We start from the raw sequence: 16,988 nt of genomic DNA, 5'->3' as shown, positions 1-16,988 counted from the left end.
CCCTGCCGCTATTCCGAAAACATGGTAAACAGAACCTGCCGCGCGGAATTTTCCCGCGCGGCGCCGCCAGATTGCGGGCGGCGTTTACCCTGGTTTACGGAGTTTCAAATGAGACATGTTCTGACCCTTTTCATCACCATCCTCGGCCTCGCGCTGCCCCCTGCTGCCAGCGCCGCCACCACCGAATTGACCATAACCGGCCTCTGGACCGCCGCCGACTACGACGTCTCCTCAGCCCTCTACGGCGATGACGACCTTGTCTTCGGCACATCCCCCTCCCGGGGCTCCCTGAGCTTCACCCTGCTGGTCGACACCTCAAGCCCCACCGTTTTCCCCTCCGGCACCGCCGGCGTGACCCACGACTGGTACGGCTACAGCTCCGTCACCCTCAAATCCACGGTGACATTCGGCACAGCCACATTCACCGCCGCCTCCGCCATCACCGACCTCGACGGCCCCTCGGGCAGCTCGGCCAAACTCTGGACCGACACAGACATCACAACAGCCGACCCGACGCGCCTGTCATTCCGCATCCAGGGGTCATGGCCCGGCGGCGCCGCCGACGCCTTCTTCGGCTCGCGCACGACCGCATCCATCGGCGACCAGTTCCTGCTCTGGGAATATTTCGACGGCGAAGAAATCCGCTCCTCGAGCTACACCGCCAGCGCCGCCGCCGTCCCGCTCCCTGCAGGCGGCCTCCTGCTGCTAACAGCCCTCGCCGGCCTCACCGCCGCCCGCCGCAAACGCGTCTAACACCCAAGCCGCGCCCCCAAAGGCGCGGCCCTTTCCCCCCACAAGCCTCACCGCCCCAACGCCGCCAGAATCCCCTCGCGAAGCTTCGTGGCCTTCTCGAAATTGTACGGCATATGCTCCGGGTCAAAGACCTCCAACGCCCCCTCCACATGCCCAAGCGCCCGCTCCAACGCCGCCCGCGCCTCAGCGCCGTTCAACAACTCGGCCCGCGCCACCTCCACAATCGCCAAGTTCTCCTGCGTCATGGCCCAGTCCACCGGATGCTCCGCGCGGGTGGTGACCTCCAGCGCCGCGCGATAGGCGCCCACCGCCTCACCGAGCAGCGCCGCGCCCTCCGGCCCGCCGGTGCGTCTGCCTTGCTCTTGCAGCGCATTGCCGAGGTTGTTCTGCGTCATGGCCCACTGCACCGGATGCGCCTCGCGAGTGCGGACCTCCAGCGCCGCGCGATAGGCACCCACCGCCTCACCGAGCAGCGCCGCGCCCTCCGGCCCGCCGGTGCGCCTGCCTTGGTCTGCCAGCGCAATGCCAAGGTTGTTCTGTGTCGCGGCCCAGTCCACCGAATGCGCCGCGCGGGTGCGGACCTCCAGCGCCGCGCGATAAGCCCCCACCGCCTTACCGAGCAGCGCCGCGCCCTCCGGCCCGCCGGTGCGCGTGCCTTGGTTTCGCAGCGCAGCGCCGAGGTTGTTCTGCGCCATGGCCCAGTCCACCGGATGCTCCGCGCGGGTAGTGACCTCCAGCGCCGCGCGATAGGCGCCCACCGCCTCACCGAGCAGCGCCGCGCCCTCCGGCCCGCCGGTGCGCTTGCCCTGGTTTGAAAGCGCGATGGCGAGGTTGTTCTGCGCATGAGCCCAAAGCTCGGGATCGTGGCCTTTCTCGACCTGCGCCAAAGCCTGCCGGATCATTGCCTCCGAAAGCGCCATCCCGGCCCCGCCGTAGCGAAGGCCGTGAGCATAGAGCAGATCCTCATAGACCAACCTGCGCCGCACCGGTTCCAACGGATCGACGCTGGCGAAACTGTCCGCGGCGGCAGACAGTATCTCATAAGCGCGCTCCACTTTGCCCTGCATCAAGGCATTCCGCGCCCGAGCCACCTTCGTCTCCGCCGCGATTTCCGTCTCCACCTCATCGACCCGCGACAGCAGATCTTCCACCTCGTCGAAATTGAGCCGCTCCGCCGCGTCCTGCGCCGCGCCCTTGAGGTTGGCAATCGCCGCCACCCGCTCATCGAGCCCGTCGATCTGCGCTTTGTAGTCGCGATATTCCGCGGCCTTGTTGTCAAGCAACTCGCGCAATTCGGCGTCTGACTTGTCCACCGCATCGGCCACCCGGAAACGCCCGGCAAGAAGCTCCAGTTCGTCTCGGCTGAGCGTGGGAATCTGGTCCAGTTGCCGCGCGTCGGGGCGCGCCATCCTGATCGGCGCAAGCTCAGCGTTGGAAATATCCAGCGCGGTACAAAGCTTCTGAATCGTCGCTTCTTGCGGCGTGACCTTACCGTTTTCGATTCGTGAGATGTCGCCCTTCCGGCCGGCGTCGCCAAAGACGTCTTCCGCCAAGGTCTCCTGCGTCAGGCGTTTCTCGCCCCGTTTCCGTTTCACGAGCGCAGCAAAGGCGACCTTGTCCAACAACTTTCAACAACCTCTCGAAGGAATCCACAACGTCAACGCGATAACAATCCGGCAACTCAAAATCCGACCGAACCGCGCAAAGTCGGTCCTGTCGACATCAGCTTTAACCAAGTCGGGGGCCCGCTCAATACTTAGGAGCGAACCGATGATCCGGAAAATTACCCATAGGCTTCAACGCCTCAATGAAACGCTGCGCCGCTGTGCCAGCCATCGTCTATGCTACAGGGGGCTCGCCGCCTGCTACGCGGGCCTCGTCTTCGTCGAGTGGTACGATGTCATTTACCTGCTCGCGGCGGCGATTTACGCAGTGCTGAGCGCCTCGAATTGAGGCTTCTGGCGGTTGTACCAAATGTTCAACCGCCCTCAAAACCGATGTACAAAATGTACCTTCGGATGAATGGCGGGTTACTGCGGCGTACAAAACGGGGCGTGCGCTGGGGCCCGGTGGTTTGGCCGTAGCCGAATCTGTGGGGGCATGCTAAGTCTTGCGGTATGGGTGAAATGAGCCGCAAGATAAGCCGTGGGCAGCCGATAATCCGGCAGCTCGATGAGGGCGCGATCAACCGCATCGCGGCGGGCGAAGTGGTCGAGCGACCGGCGTCGGCCGTCAAGGAACTGGTCGAGAACGCCCTCGATGCCGGCGCGAAAAGCATTGAAATTACAGTATCTTGCGGTGGTAAGTCCCTGATCCGTGTGGCCGATGACGGCTGCGGGATGCGCCCCGATGACCTGCCCCTCGCCCTCTCGCGCCATGCGACCTCCAAGCTCGATGGCGAAGATCTGTTGAATATCAACAGCTTTGGCTTCCGCGGAGAAGCTCTCCCCAGCCTCGGCGCCGTCGGGCGCTTGCGCATCACCTCCCGCGCCGAAGGCAGCGACGGGGCGGAAATTACCGTTTCAGGCGGGGCGCTTAGCCCGGTCCGCCCGGCCGCGCTCAACGGCGGCACCGTGGTCGAATTGCGCGATCTCTTCTACGCCACGCCCGCGCGGCTGAAGTTCCTCCGCACCGACCGCGCCGAGATGCAGGCCATCTCCGACACCGTCAAACGCCTCGCCATGGCCGAGCCTTTCGTGGGCTTTACCTTGCGCGATGCTAGCGGCGATGAGCCGCGTGTCCTGTTCCGTGCGGAGGCGGAAAACGGAAATCTATTCAATGCCTTGCGGGATCGTCTGCGCGCCGTGTTGGGCCGTGATTTCGCGTCCAATGCGCTCGCCATCGACGCCGAGCGCGAGGGGTTTCACCTCACCGGCTACGCCGCTTTGCCGACCTATTCGCGGGGCAGCGCGGTCCAGCAGTTCCTCTTCGTCAACAACCGCCCCGTGCGCGACAAGCTCCTGATCGGCGCCCTCCGCGGCGCCTACCACGACCTCCTCCCCCGCGACCGCCACCCCGCCGCCGCGCTCTTCGTGAACTGCGCGCCGCAACTGGTCGACGTCAACGTCCACCCCGCCAAGAGCGAGGTCCGGTTCCGCGATCCCGGCCTCGTGCGCGGGCTGATCGTCTCGGGGCTGCGCCATGCGCTCGCAGAGGCCGGGCACCGCGCCTCAACGACCGTCGCGAGCGCGACGCTCGGCGCGCTCCAGCCCGAGCCGCAGGGCCCTGCGCGTGTCTATCAGATGGACCGCACCTCCGCCGGTGCGCGGGCGGCGTCTTTCGCCGCGCAGTCGCCGCAATTTGCCGAAGTTGCAGAGAGTTACAGCGCGCGGGTTGTCGAGGCGGAGAGCGCGCCGGAGCCCGCCGAGCCGTCCGCCGAACAGCTTCCGCTCGGCGCGGCGCGCGGACAGGTGCACGAAAATTACATCATCGCCCAGACCGGCACGGGCATGGTCATCGTCGACCAGCACGCGGCCCATGAGCGGCTCGTCTACGAGAAGCTCAAGCGCCAGATGGCGGAGACCGGTGTGGCCGCGCAGTCGCTCCTGATCCCGGAGATCGTCGAGCTTTCGGACGGGGACAGCGCGCGGCTGCTGGACCTGTCGGAAGAGCTTGGGAAACTCGGTCTCGCGATCGAGCCCTTCGGCGGCGGGGCCGTGGCCGTGCGCGAAACCCCGGCGATCCTCGGCGAGGTGGATGCGGGCGCGCTCTTGCGGGACATTCTCGACGAGCTTGAGGATCAGGGCGACAGCCAGTTGCTCCAGGCGCGGATCGAGGCGATCCTGTCTCGGATGGCCTGTCACGGGTCGGTGCGTTCCGGGCGGCGGATGCGCGCGGAGGAGATGAACGCGCTCCTGCGCGAGATGGAAGCCACCCCGCATTCGGGCCAGTGCAACCACGGCCGGCCTACTTACGTGGAGCTGCAACTTGTTGATATCGAAAAGCTTTTCGGTCGTCGATGATTGAGATCGGGGGCAGGGTCTGGTCGCTTGGCGATCCTTTGGTTCTGGCCGCTCTGGCCGGGGTGGCGCTGGTGCTTTTGGTGCTGGTGCTGCTCATCATGGCGGTGCGCGCGGCGGGGCGGTCGGCACGAGTCGCGGCGCCACTGGCGCAGTCGATGCAGCAGTTGGGGCAGCGGGTTCAGGCGCTTTCGGACGGGCAGCAGCAGCTTTCGGGCGGGCTCACCCATGTGTCGGAGGCGCAGGCCGCGGCGCAGGGGAAGATGCTGGAGCTGATGGAGCGGCGGTTGCAGCAGGTCTCGGGCCAGATGCATGAGAACCTCTCGACCTCGGCACGGCGCACGGCCCAGAGCCTTGGCGATTTGCAGCAGCGGCTTGCCGCCATCGACAAGGCGCAGGAGAACATCACCAAGCTCTCCGGCGATGTGCTCAGCCTGCAAGATATCCTGTCGAACAAGCAGACCCGCGGCGCCTTCGGGGAGATCCAGCTCAACGACATCGTGACCAAGGCGCTGCCGTCCGACAGCTACACGTTGCAGGCCACGCTCTCCAACGGCAAGCGCGCCGATTGCCTGATCCACCTGCCCAATCCGCCGGGGCCGATCGCGGTGGACAGCAAGTTCCCGCTGGAGGCCTATGAGGCGCTGCGCAACGCGGACACGCGTTGGGAGCTCAACGAGGCCGCGAAGCTCATGCGGCAGGCGCTCAAGAAGCATATCTCTGATATTTCAGGGAAATACATCATCGAGGGCGAGACGGCGGATGGGGCTTTGATGTTCCTGCCCTCCGAAGCGGTCTACGCCGAATTGCATGCCAATTTCCCTGAACTGGTCCGGCTCGGGTTCGAAAAACGGGTCTGGATCGTCTCGCCGACGACCTGCATGGCCACGCTCCACACCATGCGCGCGATCCTCAAGGATGCGCGGATGCGCGAGCAGGCGGGGGCGATCCGCAGGGAGCTTGCGCTGCTCCACGGCGACGTGGACCGGCTCGGCACGCGGGTGGAGAGCCTCGACCGGCATTTCGGACAGGCGGCGAAGGACATCTCGGACATCAAGATCTCGGCGACCAAGGCCGGACGGCGGGCCCAGCGGCTCGACAACTTCGATTTCGAGGAGATCGAGCCGGAGAGCGGCCCGCAGATCGTACGGCTGGAGCAGCACGAGAAGGGCTGAAGATGGTTCCGGCATAGGCGGAGATTGCCGCGCCCGAGGCTGGGATGGCGCTTCGGAGCGCCTCGTGGTCTGCGGTTTATCTCAAAAGTACCGAATGACGGCTTAGCGGTTTCTGTCATCGCCATGCGCCCTCTCGGGGGAGGGGAGGGCGCGGCACGGGGCTGGTCGCCCCACGCCAACAGGGCTCAGGCGTTCCACCTCACAAGGCCCAGCGGGTCCATGTCGTAGCCGGTCGCGGCCTCCATCTGGGCCTTGAACGCGTCCGTGAGGCAATGGGCGAGGAACATCTGGAACGGGTCCTCGAACCACGCCTTGCGGTCCACCAGCAAATCGAACCGCTCGACGCTGAGCCCGACGAAGCCGAGCCCGAAGATCCGCGCCATGGACATCAGCCCGAAACAGGCATCCGCGCGCCCCTCGGCCACGGCCATGACCGCGTCCTGCTCGCTGCGGGCGATCCCGGCGCTCTCGAAACTCGAAGGGTCAACGCCGGCATCCTCCAGCAGGAAGGTGAAGATCGATTCCGTCCCCGCCTCGGGCTGGCGGCGCATGACGCGGCGCCCGGCGAGATCCTCGAACCCCTTGATGCGCGGGATGTCTTCGGGGCGGATCACCAGCCCGCGCCGCCGCTCGGCCCAGCCGATGAGCGCAGCGTTGGTGTCGCGGCAATGCTGGATCACCTGCGGCACGTTCCACTGATCGCCCGCCGGCTCGTAAAGATGCAGCCCCGCGGCGATGCACTCCCCGGCGGCAAACCGGCGCAGCCCGTCCTCGGAGCTGTCGAAATAGGTGGCGAGCCCGCACTGGCTGTCGCGCAGCGCGCGCTCGAGCAGGGGATCATGGCTGCCCATGAAAACCTGAGGCCGCGGCTCCTCGCCACCCTGTTCCCGCGCGAGCCAGGCCCGGATCGCGCGGCGCGGAAACAGCAACCGCCCGGTGGCGCGGGTGCTGGGGATCTTGCCCTGATCGGCCAGATCATAGACGCGCCTCTCCTTCACACGCAGAAGTTCGGCCAGTTCGCGAACGGTGTAGAACTCCGGGTCGGGCGGCGCGTCTGTCATTCAGTCTCCCACAGTCTTTCTAGTTCGCGTTGGGGAAGAAGAGCTGTTTGCCGCCGATCTGATGCGCGGCGATGGCGCTCTGGCCCGCGTCCGAGAGCAGCCAGTCAATGAAGCCCTGGGCCTCGTCGACCTTCACGCTGGGGCATTGCTCGGGGTTCACGAGGATCACTCCGTATTGGTTGAAGAGGTCGGGATCGCCCTCCACCACAACCTTGTAATCGCCCTTGTTGCCAAAGCTCAACCACGTCGCGCGGTCGGTCAGGGCATAGGCGCCCATGCCGATGGCGGCGTTGAGCGTCGCGCCCATGCCGGAGCCGGTCTCGCGGTACCATGCGCCGGAGGCGGCGGAGGGGTCGGTCCCAGCGGCGGACCAGAGCTGGAGCTCTTTTTTGTGGGTGCCGGAATCGTCCCCGCGCGAGGCAAAGAGCGCGCCGGCCTCGGCGATGGCGCGGAGTGCGGCCTCGGTGTCCTCGCTGCCGGCGATGCCGGCCGGGTCGGCGGCGGGGCCGACGATGACGAAATCGTTGTACATCAGGTCCGCGCGCGAGACCCCGCGGCCCTCGGCGACAAAGGCCTCTTCGGAGGCTTTGGCGTGGACCAGCAGGACGTCGGCGTCGCAGTTGGTCGCGTTGCGGATGGCCTGGCCGGTGCCGACGGCGACGACATTGACCTTGTAGCCCGCCTCGGCCTCGAACTGCGGCAGCAGGTGGTCATAGAGCCCGGAATTGGCGGTCGAGGTGGTGGATTGAACGATGATGTCGGCGCTTGCAACGGTGGCGGCGACGGCGCAGAGGAGCGCGGCGAAACATGTCTTCATGGAACTGTCTTTCTGGATCAGCTGCCCGGGAGCCTGCCGTGGAGATAGGCGCGGGCGGCGTCGGATTTCGGTGACTGGAAAAACTCGTCAACGCCTGTGTGTTCGGTGATCTGTCCCTCCTGTAGAAAGACGACCTCGTCGGCGAGGCGGCGGGCCTGACCGATGTCGTGGGTAACGAAGATGATCTTGATGCCGCTGTCATGGGCGGTGCGCACCAGCGCTTCGATCGCGGCGGTGGCGGCCGGATCGAGGCTTGCGGTCGGCTCGTCGAGGAAGAGCACGCGCGGGTCGGTGGCGAGCGCGCGCACGAGGGCGAGGCGCTGTTGCTCGCCGCCCGAGAGGCGGCGCGCGGCCTGAGTGGCGCGGGCGGTGAGCCCGGCCTGGGCAAGGAGGGCCGCGCGGCGGGCTTTGACGTCCCGGCGGCCCACGGCGCGCAGGGCGAAGTCGATGTTGGCGGCGACCGTGCGGCGCAGGAGGATCGGGGATTGGAACACCATCGCCTGACCGCGACGGGCCTCCGCCGGGGGCAGATCGCCCCAGCGAATCTCGCCCGCGTCGGGGCGCAGCAACCCGTGGAGCGCCTGCAGCAGAAGGCTCTTGCCCGCGCCGTTGTGGCCCATGATCACGGTGATGGCGCCGGCGCGCAGGGTGAGGTCGATGGGCCCCAGAAGGCGTTGGCCCCGGGGGGCGAGCGCAAGCCCGCGGGCCCGCATCGGCAGGAAGGGCGAAGGCGGGGGCGCGACGCTCAGGATGCGCGGGGGCATGCCGGTGTCATGCATGGGCGGCCCTCATGGCGCCGGCGCGGAGCCCGTAGACCGCGGCGTTGACGGTGAGGGCGAGCGCCAGAAGGACGATGCCGAGCGCGAGGGCGAGCGCCAGATCGCCCTTGGAGGTCTCCAGCGCGATGGCGGTGGTCATGACGCGGGTGAGGTGGTCGATGTTGCCGCCCACGATCATCACCGCGCCAACCTCGGCGATGGCCCGGCCGAAGCCCGCGAGCGCGACGGTGGCGAGGGCGAAGCGCCCGTCGATCAGCAGCGCGCCGATGGTCTGGCGGCGGGTGAGGCCGAAGGAGCGGAACTGGGGGTCGTATTCGTCGTGGAGCGTCTCGAGCACTTGCCGCGAGAGGGCGGCAGTGATGGGGGTGATGAGCACGGTCTGGGCGATGATCATGGCGGCGGGTGTATAGAGCAGGCCGAGAAAACCGAGCGGCCCGGCGCGGGAGAGCGAGAGATAGACGACCAGGCCGACGACGACCGGGGGTAGGCCCATCAGCGCGTTGACCAGAATCAGAAGCGCGCCGCGACCGGGGAACCGCGTGGCGGCGAGCAGGGCGCCGAGGGGCAGGCCGATGAGGCAGGCGATCGCCGTCGCGGCGAGGCTCACCCGCAGCGACAGGCCGACGATCTCAAGCAGGTCGCGATCGGCCTCCAATACGAGCGCCAACGCCAGACCCCATGCCTCCCCAAATCCCATCACCCCTCCCGCGGTGTTTGTTAACGGTGCGTGCGGGGAAGTAATGCAAAATTCGGGAAAAATGACAACTCGCGAAATCGCTTTGGGTATTTCGTAGTGCCGAAGGGGTGATTTGCCGGGCTGATGGTGGGTTGGCGCTGGGGTTTTCTAGCGCGCAGGCATTAAAAAAGGCGCGCCGTAGCGCGCCTTGCGGGCGGGGATGCGCGCCGTTCAGATGCGCAGGAACGGCTGCGCGAGGCGTGGAAGCAGGGCATTGAACCGCAGCGGCGCGTCGGTCACCGCAAGGCAGATGCAATCCTCGCCGAAATCGGCCACGGGCGTGTGGTCCACCTCTTCGGTCGCCACCTCCACATCGCCTCGGGCGTAGTAGCCGTCGTCATCCTGAAAGGCGCCTTGCAGAACGAGGGTGATCTCTGTCCCCGTGTGGCCATGATCGGGCATCGCCGCGCCGGCGGGAATGTAAAGCAGCCTTGCCCGCGCCTCGCGGCTGGTGGGCAGGATCGCTTGCCGGACACCCATCCCGACCCGGCGCCAGCGGATCGCCTCCACACCGCCGCCGACATACTCCGCCAGCGGAACCGGCAAGACCGGATCGCGCCGCGCCGCCGCAGCGGGGGCCGCCGGGCCCTCGGCGATGCGCGCCAGAGTGGCCTCGAGGCTGTCATCGGCCAGCGGAGCGACGGGCCCTGCGGCCTCGTCGAGCACCGCGCCGCCGAGCATCTCGAACCCCGCCGCCCGCGCGCGGCAGGCGTCGCAGAGCGACAGATGCGTGGCGATCACGAGGTCGAACGCCTCCGGCAAGGCGCCGGCCGCATAGCCCATCAGCAGGGCGTCGGTGAGGTGATGTGTGATTTCGCGCGTCATGTCGTCAACTACCCATCGCATGGCGCAGTTTCTCCAGCGCCAGTCTGATCCGTGATTTGATCGTGCCGAGCGGAAGGCCGGTTTCGGCGGCGATCTCGCTATGGCTGAGATCACCGAAATAGGCTTTCTCGATCAGTGTTCTCTGTTTCTCCGGCAACTGCCGCAAGGCGTCGCCCAGGCGCGCGCTGTCTTGTTGCAGCGCGAGGATATCGGCCTGATCGGGGCCGGCTTCGGGGCCCCAGTCGAGCTCTTCAGGCTCCGGCCGGCGCTGGCGCCGGATCACGTCGATCCGCTTGTTGCGCGCGATGGTGAAGATCCATGTCGCCACGCTCGCGCGCGATGGATCGAAGAGATGCGCCTTGTGCCAAAGCGTCACCATGACCTCCTGCATGCACTCCTCGGCCATCGCCCCATCCGCGCCACTGCGCAGCAGATAGCCCTTCACCCGGGGCCCGAAATGGCGGAAAAGCTCGGCAAAGGCCGCGCGGTCCTGCGCATCGGCAACCAGCCGCACCTGCCTGACCCAACTCGCGCCCTGTTCCGCGTCGCCGCGCTCGCCTGCCGTCACCGCTACCGCCTTCGTTACCTGCCGTTTCCGCCTAGCATGAAACGGCGCCGCAAATGAAGGGCGCGCAGGGGTGCAGGGATGGGCAAACGGCATCATGAAAGCTCTACGCGGCCCGGCGCGGGGCAGATCAAAAACCCCGCAAAAAAAGTTTTTTCGGCGTTTTTGCATCCAGCCGCGCGCGGCCCCCGTATCACTTGACAAGTTTTGAAGACAGCAAGGACACCACCACCATGCCATTTGAGAGCGGCGAGACTGGATTGCCACGCAAGATCGCCGTGATCGGCGGCGGAATTTCGGGGCTTGGGGCCGCGCATCTGCTCAGCTCGGACACCCGGGCCAATCACCGGGTCGTGCTGTTTGAAGCGGCCCCCGAGCTTGGCGGCCATGCGCGCACGGTGCTGGCCGGGCGGCGCGGCGATCAGCCGGTCGACACCGGGTTCATCGTCTTCAACCGCGCCAACTACCCGCATCTGACCGCCCTCTTCGAGGCGCTGGATGTCCCCGTCGCGGAAAGCAACATGAGCTTCGCGGCCTCGATCGACGGCGGGCGGGTCGAGTACGGGCTGGCCTCGCTCGATGTGCTCTTTGCCCAGCGGCGCAACGCCATGCGGCCAAGTTTTCTGCGCATGTGCCGCGACATCCTGCATTTCAACCGCAACGGCGCGCGCGTTGCCGCCGAAGAGCCGCAGCAGAGCGTGGGCGATTTTCTCGATCGGCTCGGGACCGGCGCGGCCTTTCGCGAGCATTACCTCTCGCCCTTTTCCGGCGCGATATGGTCCACCCCGCTGGAGCGCATTCTCGACTTTCCCGCCCATGCGATGATGGAGTTTTTCCGCAACCACGCGCTGCTCGACTACGACGGCCAGCATCAGTGGTACACGGTGCGCGGCGGCTCGCGCGAATATGTCGGACGGCTGGAAGCGGCGTTGCGGCGGAGCGGCGTCGAGCTGCGCACCGGGACCCCGGTCGAGGCGGTGCAGCGCGGCAGGGATGGCGCGGCGGTGCGGATGCCCGGCGGGGAGTGGGAGCTTTTCGACGAGGTGATCCTCGCCACCCATTCGGACATCGCGCTGCGCCTTCTGGTGGACGCGAGCCCCGAGGAAGCGGCCGATCTCGGCGCGATCCGATACCAGCGCAACGACGCGATTCTCCATGCCGATGCCGCGCTCATGCCGAAAAGCCGCAAGGTCTGGTCGAGTTGGAACTACACCGAGCCCAAGGGCGCGCGGCGCGAGCGGATCGACCTGACCTACTGGATGAATTCGCTCCAGCCGATCCCGGCGGACGATCCGATGTTCCTGACGCTCAACACCGCCCAGCCGATCCGCGAGGAGTTGATTTACGATCAGGTGCGTTTCGATCACCCGGTCTTTGATCTGGGCGCGATGGGGGCGCAGGAGCGGATTCGCCAGCGCAACGGCCAGAACCAGACCTGGTTCTGCGGCGCATGGCTCGGCAACGGGTTTCACGAGGATGGGCTCGCGAGTGCGCACCGGATGGCCGAGGCGCTGCACGCCAAGCTGCGGCCCACGCTTCGGATGCCGGTCGCGGCGGAATGAGCCCGGTCGAGCATATCGCGGGCCACACCAGCCACAGCCGGCGCGGCGCGATCCGCAACGCCTTTCGCTATTCCATCGACTACGTGCTGCTCGATGCCGAGACCCCGCCAAAGGGGCCGTGGCTCTTCGGGCGCAACCGGCGCAATCTGGCAAGCCTCTGGGACAGCGACCACGGCGGGCCGGTCGGGCAAGGCGTGGGCGCGGCCTGGGCGCGCGGGGTGCTGGCCGATCACGGGGTCGAGGCGCCGGGGCGGCTGATGCTGCTGGCGCAACCGCGGATGCTGGGCCACGTCTTCAACCCGGTGAGCTTCTGGCTCGCCCATGATCGCGCCGGCGCGTTGCGCGCGGTGATCGCGGAGGTCACCAACACCTTCGGCGAGCGCCATTCTTACCTCTGCCAGCGGCCCGACGGCGGCCCGATCGATGCCGAGGACCGCATCGTGGCGACCAAGGTCTTCTACGTCTCGCCGTTTCAGCCGATCGAGGGGATCTATGAGTTTCGCTTCGACATCCGGGATGACCGGATCGGCATCTGGATCGATCACCGCAACGAAGAGGCCGGGGTCGTCGCGACGCTCTCGGGCCCGCGCGCGCCGCTGACCAGCGCGGGCCTGCTTGGCGCGATGCTGCGCCGCCCCGTCGGCGCGCGCCGGGTCGTGGCGCTGATCTTCTGGCAGGCGCTCAAACTGCGGTGGAAAGGCGCGCGCTATCGCACCCGCCCGGAGCCCCCGGCCGAAGAGGTCTCGTGAGGTGCGCGCGGCGGCCGAGCGCCTGCCCGCCTATGCGGGCTTTGCCGCCGTGCTCGCGGCCGCGGGGCTGCCGATCTACATCCACGCGCCCAAAGTCTATGCCGACCGGTTCGGGCTGAGCTTCGCGGCGCTCGGGCTGGTGCTCTCGGCGCTGCGGCTGCTCGACGTGGTGCAGGATCCGGCGCTCGGCTGGCTCTCGTCCCGTCTGGGGCGCTGGCGCGGGCCGGGGGTGGCGATCGCGCTGGCGCTCATGGCGCTGAGCATGGTCGCGCTTTTCGCGGTGGCGCCGCCAGTGGCGCCGCTTGCGTGGTTCGCGCTGTGCATGGCCGGGCTATTTACCGGATACAGTTTCCTCAGCATCACCTTCTATGCCCGCGGCGTGACCAAGGCCCGCGGGCTCGGGCCGGGCGGCCATTTGCGCCTTGCGGGCTGGCGCGAGACGGGCGGGATCCTCGGGCTCTGTTTGGCGGCGGTCGCGCCGGCTCTGCTGACCGGGGGCGCGCAGCCGATGGCGATCTATGCCGCGGGCTTCGCTCTGGCGGCGCTGCTCGCGGGCCTCGCGATGCGCGCGGAATGGGCCGGGCCGCAGGCAGAGGCCGGGGACCCCGGCCTGCGCGCGATCCTCGCCGACGCTTTGGCGCGCCGGTTGCTCCTCATCGCGCTTGCCAATGCCGCGCCCGTGGCCATCACCGCCACGCTGTTCCTCTTCTTCGTGGAAACACGGCTCGGCGCGCCGGCGGCGGCGGGCCCGTTGCTGCTGCTGTTCTTTCTCTCTGCCGGGGCCACCGCGCCGCTCTGGGCGCGGCTCGCGGGCCGCTTCGGTGCGCGCCGCGTCCTGCTCTGGGCCATGGCGCTTGCCATCGTCACCTTCGCCGGCACGCTGGCCCTGGGCGCGGGGGATCTGCCGTGGTTCGCGCTGATCTGCTTTCTGTCCGGCGCGGCGCTCGGCGCGGACATGACGCTCCTGCCGGCGATCTTCGCGGCCCACCTGGCGCGCATCGCGCCGCAGGCAAGCCTCGGGTTCGGGCTCTGGTCCTTTGTCTCCAAACTGACGCTGGCGCTCGCCGCGGGCTTTGCCCTGCCGCTGCTGGACTGGGCCGGGGTCTCGCCCGGCGGATCGACCTCCCCACCAACCTCCGCCACCGGCCTCGGCGCGCTGAGCCTGCTCTATGCGGGGGTGCCCTGCCTGCTCAAACTCGTCGCCATGGGCCTTCTGGCCCGGACCGCGCTGCCCGAGGCGCGGCCATGACCGGCGCCTCGCCGGGAAACCTTGAGGCGCATGAAGCGTTGTTCCGGGGAGGGCCCGCGCGCGGGGCCACTCGCCGGCGCGTTGAAATGACCGTGTCGGGCTCATACCTTTTGTCGCGCAACCGGTGGGAGATTTCAGGATGAAAGAGTGGCGCGGCAAACGGTACTGGATCGTCGGGGCGAGCGCGGGGCTCGGCGCGGCGCTTGCACGGCAGCTCAGCCGCGTCGGGGCGGAACTTGTCCTCTCAGGCCGCAACGAAGAGCCGCTTCGCACCCTGGCCAAAGATCTTCCGGGCAAGGCGAGCGTTCTGGTCTGCGACGTGCAGGATGACGCGAGCGTCGAGGCCGCGGTGGCCGAGCTTGGCGAGATCGACGGGCTGGTCTGCCTCGCCGGGGTCTACTGGCCGATGTCGGCCACCGAGTGGGAGCCCGAGAAGGTCACCGCGATGCTTGACGTCAACCTCACCGGCACCGCCCGGGTGCTGGGCCGTGTCGTGCCCGGGATGGTCGCGCGCGGGGCGGGGCACATCGTGCTCACCGGCTCGCTCACCGCCTATCGCGGGCTGCCCGGGTCGATCGGCTATACCGCGTCCAAGGCCGGGATCATGTCGCTTGCCGAATGCCTGCGCGCCGATCTGGGCAGTAGCGGGGTCGAGGTGCAACTGCTCAACCCCGGCTTCATCCGCACGCGGCTGACCGAGAAGAACGACTTCCGCATGCCCTTCCTCATGGAGCCCGACGAGGCCGCCCGCATCGCCTTCGAGCACATGAATTCCGGCCGCTTCGCCCGCGCCTATCCGATGGTCTTCAGCTGGCCCTTCCGGCTTGGCCGGCTCCTGCCAGACGGGCTCTATTTCCGGCTCTTCGGCGCCTGATGCGTCTAGATGCCTGACGCGCCTAGATGAAGGTCCGGGATGCGAGGCGCTGCGGCGTGTCGAGGTGGGGCGTGGCCCCGAATTGCATCAGGTGAAGCTCGCCGCCGCGCAGGGCGAAACGGTGCAACGACGTGTGGCTGATCGACAGGAAAATCTTGCTCTTGGCGGTGGTGTCGAGTCCGAGCGCCATGGCCGTCAGGGTCGCGATCACGCCGGTGGACGTCACCAGCAGGGGCCGCTCGCTCTGCTCTGCCGCGTCCGAGGCCGCGGCGAAAATCCGGCTGCGGAAATGCTCGTAGCTCTCGACCACGGGGCGGAGCCGGCCCGCGCGCCAGACGTCGATCACCTGCGGCACATGGGCGGCGAAACTCTCGTGCGTCTCCGGAAAGGGGACGCCGTGATCGTCACGCAGGGCGGTGCTCAGGCCGAAGTAATCAAGCTCGTTGAGCCGCGCATCGTGGTCGTGGGGCAGCGCTGAGACGTTGAGCCCCTTGGCCGTCTGAATCTGGCGGCGCATCGTGCCCGAGACGATCCGGTCAAACCCCGGATGGCCGCGCAGATACTCGCCGAGCCATTCCGCCTGCTGATGCCCGAGATCCGAGAGCCAGTCATAGCTCTCCTCGTCCTTGGCTTCCGAATTGGCCTGCCCGTGACGGACCAGTGTGATTTCCTTCATCTGCGCGCGCGCCTCCTTCGGGCCCAGTTATGACAGCGCCGCGCCGGAGGGCAAGCCGCCCATGCGCCGTGCAATCGCCCGGGCCGGGGCGCGGGACTTTAAGCGAACTGAAATCTGGCGATCCCGTTTCGTGAATGGGCGCTCTGCCCCCTTGCCAGAGGCGCGTGCCGGGCCCTTGGTGAGGGCGTGCCCCCCGGTTTCAGAGCAAAGAGAGCGCGCCGCCTATGCCGTCAGCCTTCGAGAATACGCAACTCATCGCCGAGCCAGGGCAGCGCCTCCTGCGCCGGGGTGATCACCTGCGCCAGCAGCAGGTTGCGCATCGTGCGGGCCACATCGCGGGGCACGCGCTCGGCCCAGTCGGTGCTGGCAAAGAGGCTGATCTGGCGGGCGAAGGGTTTGAAGGGGAGCGGGTGCGCGGCGAGATCCTGATGCATCCGCGCGGCGCGCATGTAGCCCATCGGGGTGGTGATCGTCCAGCCGACGCCGCGGGCCACCAGCGTCATCAGCGACAGGTGCGGGCCGATCTCGAACCGCTCGGGGAAGTGGATCTTCTGGCGGGCAAGCTGGGCTTCGATCTGACGGCCGATGAGTTGGGCCCGGTCGTGCCGCAGGAAGGGCAGGGCCGAGAGGCTCGCGACCGGATCCTCCTTGCGCAACAAGCCTTTAGGCGCCACGAGGATGAAGGGATCGCGCGCAAGCGGGTATTCCACGACTCCATCCACCACCGCGCCCGTGCTGGCCGAAACCGCGATGTGGAGCTGCCCCTCGACGAGCGCGGCGGTGATCTCGTGGCTCGGCGCGGTGATCAGCTTGAAGTGGCACCGGGTGAGATTCTCGGCCAGCAGGGTGACGAGCCGGGGCGTCAGGTCATTGTCGAAATCGTCGATCACGCCGAGGTTGAGCGCGGTCAGGTGCGACAGGTCCATGACCGTGAGCTCGTTCTGGGCGAGGCGCAGCTGGCTCAGCACGGTCTCGACCCGTCTGAGGAAAGTCCGGCCCGCCGGGGTCAGCTGCATCGGGCGGCGGCCGTGGTTGATCAGGTCGATCCCGAGCGCGGCTTCGAGATTGCGCAATTGCTGCGACACGGCGGGCTGGCTGAGCCCGGTCGCTTCGGCGGCGAGCGCGACCGAGCCGCTCTCGGCCAGGGCCTCGAAGACCTCCAGCCCGCGCAAGCTCACGCCCTTCATCAACATGACTCATCCTCCGCC

At 67.6% G+C, this 16,988-nt stretch carries 17 protein-coding genes; 8 read left to right on the top strand and 9 right to left on the bottom strand.

Going from position 1 to position 16,988, the window contains the following annotated elements; translation table 11 throughout:
• Positions 1-108 precede the first annotated feature (108 nt).
• Positions 109-753, top strand: a complete 645-nt coding sequence (locus BM353_RS12275) for a VPLPA-CTERM sorting domain-containing protein (protein ID WP_092081288.1) — start codon at positions 109-111, stop codon at positions 751-753.
• A 47-nt stretch (positions 754-800) separates the two neighbouring features.
• Here BM353_RS12275 and BM353_RS12270 read toward each other — a convergent pair whose 3' ends face one another.
• A complete protein-coding gene (locus tag BM353_RS12270) occupies positions 801-2,348 on the bottom strand; it encodes a helix-turn-helix domain-containing protein (protein WP_143104156.1) in 1,548 nt (515 codons plus the stop codon).
• Positions 2,349-2,523: 175 nt separating this feature from the next.
• Here BM353_RS12270 and BM353_RS12265 point away from each other — a divergent pair, with 175 nt between their 5' ends.
• The 3 genes from BM353_RS12265 (at position 2,524) to BM353_RS12255 (ending at position 5,887) form a co-directional block, all read left to right on the top strand.
• A complete protein-coding gene (locus BM353_RS12265) occupies positions 2,524-2,706 on the top strand; it encodes a hypothetical protein (protein WP_092081285.1) in 183 nt (60 codons plus the stop codon).
• A 173-nt stretch (positions 2,707-2,879) separates the two neighbouring features.
• Positions 2,880-4,715 carry a DNA mismatch repair endonuclease MutL gene (gene mutL, locus BM353_RS12260; RefSeq protein ID WP_425439419.1) on the top strand — a complete coding sequence of 612 codons (1,836 nt, stop codon included), beginning with the start codon at positions 2,880-2,882 and terminating at the stop codon, positions 4,713-4,715.
• Positions 4,712-5,887 carry a DNA recombination protein RmuC gene (locus BM353_RS12255; RefSeq protein WP_092081281.1) on the top strand — a complete coding sequence of 392 codons (1,176 nt, stop codon included), beginning with the start codon at positions 4,712-4,714 and terminating at the stop codon, positions 5,885-5,887. Before mutL ends, BM353_RS12255 begins: the two co-directional genes overlap by 4 nt.
• 185 nt (positions 5,888-6,072) lie before the next feature.
• On the opposite strand, the gene BM353_RS12250 is transcribed toward BM353_RS12255, so the two are convergent.
• From BM353_RS12250 to BM353_RS12225, 6 genes are all read right to left on the bottom strand, one after another.
• On the bottom strand, positions 6,073-6,948 hold the full coding sequence (locus tag BM353_RS12250) for a helix-turn-helix transcriptional regulator (RefSeq protein ID WP_092081279.1): 876 nt from the start codon (positions 6,946-6,948) through the stop codon (positions 6,073-6,075).
• A gap of 19 nt (positions 6,949-6,967) precedes the next feature.
• Positions 6,968-7,765 carry an ABC transporter substrate-binding protein gene (locus tag BM353_RS12245; RefSeq protein ID WP_092081277.1) on the bottom strand — a complete coding sequence of 266 codons (798 nt, stop codon included), beginning with the start codon at positions 7,763-7,765 and terminating at the stop codon, positions 6,968-6,970.
• Positions 7,766-7,782: 17 nt separating this feature from the next.
• The gene (locus tag BM353_RS12240; protein WP_092081275.1) at positions 7,783-8,544 is read right to left on the bottom strand and encodes an ATP-binding cassette domain-containing protein; all 762 of its coding nucleotides are present in this window, start codon (positions 8,542-8,544) and stop codon (positions 7,783-7,785) included.
• Entirely contained in the window at positions 8,537-9,244 is a 708-nt protein-coding gene (locus tag BM353_RS12235) for an ABC transporter permease (RefSeq protein WP_092081273.1), read from the bottom strand. The genes BM353_RS12240 and BM353_RS12235 overlap by 8 nt, the downstream gene beginning before the upstream one ends.
• Before the next feature lie 207 nt (positions 9,245-9,451).
• Positions 9,452-10,105 carry a ChrR family anti-sigma-E factor gene (locus tag BM353_RS12230; RefSeq protein ID WP_092081271.1) on the bottom strand — a complete coding sequence of 218 codons (654 nt, stop codon included), beginning with the start codon at positions 10,103-10,105 and terminating at the stop codon, positions 9,452-9,454.
• A 4-nt stretch (positions 10,106-10,109) separates the two neighbouring features.
• Positions 10,110-10,673, bottom strand: a complete 564-nt coding sequence (locus BM353_RS12225) for a sigma-70 family RNA polymerase sigma factor (protein ID WP_245759640.1) — start codon at positions 10,671-10,673, stop codon at positions 10,110-10,112.
• Between the two features lie 230 nt (positions 10,674-10,903).
• On the opposite strand from BM353_RS12225, the gene BM353_RS12220 reads away from it, so the two are divergent.
• From BM353_RS12220 to BM353_RS12205, 4 genes are all read left to right on the top strand, one after another.
• Complete coding sequence (locus tag BM353_RS12220; protein WP_092081395.1) at positions 10,904-12,232, top strand: NAD(P)/FAD-dependent oxidoreductase; 1,329 nt, start codon at positions 10,904-10,906, stop codon at positions 12,230-12,232.
• The gene (locus tag BM353_RS12215) at positions 12,229-12,981 is read left to right on the top strand and encodes a DUF1365 domain-containing protein (RefSeq protein ID WP_092081267.1); all 753 of its coding nucleotides are present in this window, start codon (positions 12,229-12,231) and stop codon (positions 12,979-12,981) included. Before BM353_RS12220 ends, BM353_RS12215 begins: the two co-directional genes overlap by 4 nt.
• 1 nt (position 12,982) lies before the next feature.
• Entirely contained in the window at positions 12,983-14,230 is a 1,248-nt protein-coding gene (locus BM353_RS12210; protein ID WP_092081265.1) for an MFS transporter, read from the top strand.
• Positions 14,231-14,369: 139 nt separating this feature from the next.
• Positions 14,370-15,104, top strand: a complete 735-nt coding sequence (locus BM353_RS12205) for an SDR family NAD(P)-dependent oxidoreductase (protein ID WP_092081263.1) — start codon at positions 14,370-14,372, stop codon at positions 15,102-15,104.
• 22 nt (positions 15,105-15,126) lie between these two features.
• Here BM353_RS12205 and BM353_RS12200 read toward each other — a convergent pair whose 3' ends face one another.
• Positions 15,127-15,780 (bottom strand): histidine phosphatase family protein, encoded by a 654-nt coding sequence (locus tag BM353_RS12200; RefSeq protein ID WP_092081261.1) that lies wholly within the window; start codon positions 15,778-15,780, stop codon positions 15,127-15,129.
• 230 nt (positions 15,781-16,010) lie between these two features.
• Complete coding sequence (locus BM353_RS12195) at positions 16,011-16,973, bottom strand: LysR family transcriptional regulator (RefSeq protein WP_092081259.1); 963 nt, start codon at positions 16,971-16,973, stop codon at positions 16,011-16,013.
• Positions 16,974-16,988 lie beyond the last annotated feature (15 nt).

Source organism: Poseidonocella sedimentorum, from assembly GCF_900116005.1.
GTDB lineage: Bacteria > Pseudomonadota > Alphaproteobacteria > Rhodobacterales > Rhodobacteraceae > Poseidonocella > Poseidonocella sedimentorum.
Note: the sequence above shows the minus strand (reverse complement) of the source record. Positions and strands in the feature narration are given on the sequence as shown.

Coding starts and splice junctions, on each gene's coding strand:
- BM353_RS12275 (WP_092081288.1), top strand. CDS start 109: ATGAGACATGTTCTGACCCTTTTCATCACCATCCTCGGCCTCGCGCTG.
- BM353_RS12265 (WP_092081285.1), top strand. CDS start 2,524: ATGATCCGGAAAATTACCCATAGGCTTCAACGCCTCAATGAAACGCTG.
- mutL (WP_425439419.1), top strand. CDS start 2,880: ATGAGCCGCAAGATAAGCCGTGGGCAGCCGATAATCCGGCAGCTCGAT.
- BM353_RS12255 (WP_092081281.1), top strand. CDS start 4,712: ATGATTGAGATCGGGGGCAGGGTCTGGTCGCTTGGCGATCCTTTGGTT.
- BM353_RS12250 (WP_092081279.1), bottom strand. CDS start 6,948: ATGACAGACGCGCCGCCCGACCCGGAGTTCTACACCGTTCGCGAACTG.
- BM353_RS12245 (WP_092081277.1), bottom strand. CDS start 7,765: ATGAAGACATGTTTCGCCGCGCTCCTCTGCGCCGTCGCCGCCACCGTT.
- BM353_RS12240 (WP_092081275.1), bottom strand. CDS start 8,544: ATGCATGACACCGGCATGCCCCCGCGCATCCTGAGCGTCGCGCCCCCG.
- BM353_RS12230 (WP_092081271.1), bottom strand. CDS start 10,105: ATGACGCGCGAAATCACACATCACCTCACCGACGCCCTGCTGATGGGC.
- BM353_RS12220 (WP_092081395.1), top strand. CDS start 10,904: ATGCCATTTGAGAGCGGCGAGACTGGATTGCCACGCAAGATCGCCGTG.
- BM353_RS12215 (WP_092081267.1), top strand. CDS start 12,229: ATGAGCCCGGTCGAGCATATCGCGGGCCACACCAGCCACAGCCGGCGC.
- BM353_RS12205 (WP_092081263.1), top strand. CDS start 14,370: ATGAAAGAGTGGCGCGGCAAACGGTACTGGATCGTCGGGGCGAGCGCG.
- BM353_RS12200 (WP_092081261.1), bottom strand. CDS start 15,780: ATGAAGGAAATCACACTGGTCCGTCACGGGCAGGCCAATTCGGAAGCC.
- BM353_RS12195 (WP_092081259.1), bottom strand. CDS start 16,973: ATGTTGATGAAGGGCGTGAGCTTGCGCGGGCTGGAGGTCTTCGAGGCC.